Raw genomic sequence first — 4690 nt, forward strand, 5'->3', positions numbered from 1 at the left:
CCTTTTTCATTTTCCCATAGGGCCTTCAGTGGGTTTTTCGCCTCCAGAATCGCGGCAGCTTTGCCGGTACTGGAAGGTTCCAGAAAGCCCACGGGAACATAGCGTATGCTGAGTTGATCGGGTTTGATCAGGGATTGCAGTTCCTGGATGAGAAGGTGGCAATAGGGGCAGTTCGGATCAAATATCAGATAAATGATGTGTGGCCCCGAACCTTGGACGAACCAGCGGGTATGATCGAGTCGCTGCCAGATCTGTGCAGGGCTGGCAGTTGTGCGCTTTGGGGCAAAACTGGCCGCGATCTGGCCCAGCGTCGAGGCTTGGCCAGGTGGACTGAAGCCGCTTGTCATGAGGGTCATGGAAAACGCTAAGCCCATAGAATAAAGCCAACTTTTTTTGCTCATTAAGACAGAAGAGAACATGCATGCGCTCCTTGATTTTTGCTATCTCCTTGTATTAAAGCAATACTCAGGCCAGTTTTAAGCATTTTTCGGAAATCAGGAAAAAATTGCTTTTCAGACCTTGCCTGTCCCGGCAATTCCACCTATATTCCCAAATACGGACTATGGAGCATCGATTTTACTAATGGCTAATATTCGAATTGATTCGGGAGAAGACTGTCTGGTTATTTGGGGCTTGGCGCCCCAAGCTGCTGGCAGTTTTGATTCGCTGTCGGCCCGCGTGTGCCATAGTCCGGGTAATACTGATCGAGCCGAACCAATGTTCGGCTTTTTTGTTGGGTTCAGGGGGTAGCCTCGAAGTTTCTCTTTCAACTTTATGAGAAATGGCAATGTCTCTGCATAATCAGCCCTTGGGCAGATTACGCAGCGGCGATTCCCAGGTGATTCTGGAGATAAGAATGAAGAAGAAGCATCGCTGGCAGATTGCTTTAGCGGTATGTTTGTGTACAGGAGGTGTTGCTGTGGCTCAGGCCGCGCCACATCATGTTAAGACGGCAGCTCATCGAGTGGATGCGCATCGGTATCATCGGGAGACCTCTCCCAGGCATCCCTATTCGAGACATTATCATGCCGTCAAATCGGTCCGAAAAGTTTCGCATAGGCATAAGGCTTTACCAGTCGAAGCAGCCGATTATACGGCTTTGACGCCAACGGCCCTGCAATTGATGCATCTTTCCCCGGTGGAATTTGCGGGAGTAGGTGCAGCACCTCAGCCGGTAACCAATTACCAATTTCCTGTTCATTCGTTCCCGGATACATCCGCCAGTTCTGTCACCAGCCCCGACTTTGTTGATCGATCCCTGGTGCTGGTGAAAACCGGTCTTGCAGCCAGCACGATGAATACAGATTCTCCGGCCAAGCCGGCGGCAGCCCCGGTGGATGCAGTGGTTGCCACCTCTGCGCCGGATCAGTCGCATCTGCGCATTGCCCTGGAAATGTTTGCCAGTCAGGCCTACCACTGGGCCCGCCATCCGCTGCAGGCTTTGGAGTCCAGCGGCGATGCCGTCAGCGGACCTCAGGCTGCTGCTGAATTGGCAGACGCTATTGCCCAACAACAGGCAGATCCAAACAATACCGGGAGTAATGCCGCTGCGTCCTCGGGTGATTCCTGGCTTTCGCCCCGGGCCATGGTGGTTTCGGCCTTGAAGTTTATTGGTGCCCCCTATCGCTGGGGCGGGATGAGTCCGGCTTCAGGTTTTGATTGCAGTGGCTTCGTGAAATACATACTGGCCAAATTTGACATTCAGGTGCCGCGCACTTCTTATGCCCAGGCTGCGGAGTTGCACAAGGTGTCCCGGGAAAATCTCAAACCCGGCGATCTGGTGTTTTTTGATACCATGCATCGGGCTTATTCTCACGTAGGTATATACATCGGTCACCAGCGTTTCGTCAGCGCCCAGACACCCAGCACTGGTGTCCAGGTTGGCAGCCTGAATGATCCTTATTGGGCAGCGCATTATGACGGCGCACGCAGCTTGCCGGTAGCCAACTCTTATTAAGGTTGCTGTACTGATCAGAGCGTTGCTCATAAAAAACCCGCAGACTTGAAGCTGCGGGTTGTGCTTTGTTGATGCTTAACTTTACGGTTCATCGAAAAGGCGACCGCGATCCGGGAAGCTTTTTGCTCCAACGTCCCTTGCCTGTTGTTCCAAGGCTTATCCTGCTGTCAGGAGAGAACTCGCCCTATGGGCTCAGACAGCTCTCCTGACAGTCGCAGGATTTCACCAGGAACAACAACGGCGCGGGCCAAAGTCGCGGCAAAGCTTCCCGGCCCACGGCCGCCTTTCTTATCATTCAGAGTTTGCCGTAGGAGTGCAGCCCACCCAGGAACAAGTCGACGCCGATGAAACAGAAGGTAACGACGATCAGGCTGATAAATGCCCACCAGGCCATGGGGCGTCCTTCCCAGTTGCGCTGACTGCGGGCGTGCAGAAAGCCGGCATAATTCAGCCAGACAATCAGAGCCCAGGTTTCCTTGGGGTCCCAGGACCAGAATCCCCCCCAGGCCTTGGCAGCCCAGACTGCACCGAGAATGGTGCCGACCGTAAAAAACAAAAATCCGAAGGCGATGGTTCCGGAAAAGGTCTTGTCCAGTAATTCCAGGCTGGGCAGGCGATCGCGCAGGAAGTTGCCGCTGCTGATGGCACGTTCTTTCAGCAAATAGGCCAAACCGGCCATGGCTGAAATATAAAAATTGGCGTAGGCAATGAACATGGAAGGTACATGGATTTTCATCCAGAAGCTCTGCAATGCCGGAATCAGTGGTTGAATACGGTTCAAATGGTAAGCAGCACCCACCCAGATCAGAAAAATATCAGCGAACAGCACCAAAGGCAGAACAAAAGCCCCCAATCCCCGGTTTTCTGTGCGATTTTCGTGAAACAAGTAAAACAGGATGGTGGTCGCACAAAATAACACCATCACATCATAAATATTGCTGACCGGAATATGTCCCCAGGATGGGTGGCCGATATAGGTTTCTCGCCAGCGAATGGCCAGACCGGCAAAGCCCAGAACAACGGCAACCCAGGCCAGACTATGCCCCCAGTTACCGGCATTCTGGTTACCGGCAAACAGATACAAATAGTAGCCGGCGGCACTGAGCAAAATTGCGCCACTCATCCAGTAAAACATCGCATTGCTGTGAAAAAAGTAGCGTATTGCGAGGCTGTCGTGCGTCGTGAAACCCCATTGATAAAGCCCTACCCCGGTGCCGGCAATAGCCATGACGACCAGAAACAACACCCGGAAAGCAGGCCATTTCAGACCAAACCACATAAGGCCGACATACCACATACCGAGGATGATGAATTGCCACATCCAGAATTCAGCACGAAATATGGCCCAGGTGGCAACGGCGCCGACGCTCAGAAAAAAGGCCCAGGCAGTACGCTGGGATTTGGAGTTTTCTATGGATGTGGGCTCTTTGAGTGAAAAATAGGGTGATTGGAGTTGCGCTGACATCTTGTTGGCTCCTGTTTCGCGGTAGTGTTTGGCATCTGTTTACAATTTTATAAGGGCTTTAAGCAATAATTAAGCCCGAACAGTCCGGGCTTTTCATCTATCCACAAAGGTCAAAATGCTCGCTTTCAGAATACGCTAACTTACACATAATTTTAGACTTTTGGGCCTAATCGAACAATCGGGACAATACCTCTGGTTCCGAAAGGGCCAGCGTGTTCACCCAGGCTCAGGCTGGCGGCGGTGTACTTTGATCCAGTCTGGCCAGTAAGCGAAAACCGCCGATGACACCCAGAATGCGTTCTCGCAGGTTATTTTCAGGATCCGTGGAGGAAACTGGCCAGAATTTGCATTGGGTATGGGTTGCCCGTTCCAGCTCAGGGATCCCATCACAGTCCAGCGCAATTAAAAGATCGGGCCATAAGTATTCTGCCGAATTGGCTTTGGCGATCAGCCACTCACCGCCAAGTTCAGTGGCTAATTGGGCAGCATATTGGGCCATTTCAGGTTTGCTCGGATGCCAAAAGAGTATGTGTGCACGACGTTTATACATGAATGCCCTATTTATGACGGAATTGTGTAAAAATAGCAGGACAGAGCGCGCAGCGGGAGTAGGCATGAAATTCAGGCGTTATCAGTGACAGACTGGTCAGAAAATCTGGGACAAAATGGGGCCTTGGCACAACGCTTGCCGCAGTTTCGGGCGCGTGCCCAGCAGCAGGCCATGGCCGCGCAGGTTGCCCAAACCTTGCAGCAGGGTGGGGTGGCATTGATTGAAGCAGGTACGGGTACAGGTAAAACGTTTGCCTACTTGTTGCCCGCCATGCTTTCCGGACGCAAGGTGCTGGTTTCCACCGGGAGCAAGGCACTGCAAGACCAGATTCTCGAAAAAGACATTCCCTTGCTCATGGATGTGGTGGGTAAGCCGATGCGCGTCAGCCGTCTCAAGGGGCGGTCCAATTATCTTTGTCTGCACCGTCTCCAGCGTTTCAGCAGCGAGGGTGTCGCGCCATTGCTGGCGGCTCCTCTCGCCAAAATTGTGAATTGGGCGGGGCGCACCCGGGAGGGAGATGTTGCGGAAGTCAGCGGGGTCCCGGAAGACTCGGCGGTGTGGCCGCTGGTAACTTCAACCCGGGATAATTGTCTGGGTAGTGAATGTCCTGATTACCAGCGTTGTCATGTCGTGGAAGCGCGGCGCAAGGCCCAGGAAGCCGATCTGCTGGTGGTGAACCACCACCTGCTTTTTTCCGATCTGGCACTCAAGGCCAATG

At 52.9% G+C, this 4690-nt stretch carries 5 protein-coding genes; 2 read left to right on the plus strand and 3 right to left on the minus strand.

Features of this window, described 5'->3' with window-relative positions:
- On the minus strand, positions 1-356 hold a 356-nt coding region (locus AC2VLY_RS14185; RefSeq protein ID WP_486922504.1), incomplete at its 3' end, for a thioredoxin fold domain-containing protein.
- Positions 357-787: 431 nt separating this feature from the next.
- Between AC2VLY_RS14185 and AC2VLY_RS14190 the strand changes: the two genes are divergently transcribed.
- A complete protein-coding gene (locus tag AC2VLY_RS14190; RefSeq protein ID WP_486922505.1) occupies positions 788-1957 on the plus strand; it encodes a C40 family peptidase in 1170 nt (389 codons plus the stop codon).
- Positions 1958-2252: 295 nt separating this feature from the next.
- Here AC2VLY_RS14190 and ccsB read toward each other — a convergent pair whose 3' ends face one another.
- A complete protein-coding gene (gene ccsB / locus AC2VLY_RS14195; protein ID WP_486891926.1) occupies positions 2253-3422 on the minus strand; it encodes a c-type cytochrome biogenesis protein CcsB in 1170 nt (389 codons plus the stop codon).
- Positions 3423-3648: 226 nt separating this feature from the next.
- Entirely contained in the window at positions 3649-3921 is a 273-nt protein-coding gene (locus tag AC2VLY_RS14200) for a hypothetical protein (RefSeq protein WP_227485376.1), read from the minus strand.
- 135 nt (positions 3922-4056) lie between these two features.
- Between AC2VLY_RS14200 and AC2VLY_RS14205 the strand changes: the two genes are divergently transcribed.
- Positions 4057-4690 (plus strand): ATP-dependent DNA helicase (locus AC2VLY_RS14205; protein ID WP_486922506.1); only part of this gene is annotated, 634 nt, incomplete at its 3' end.

The sequence above is a fragment of the Acidithiobacillus sp. TH-A36 genome (genome assembly GCF_057473445.1).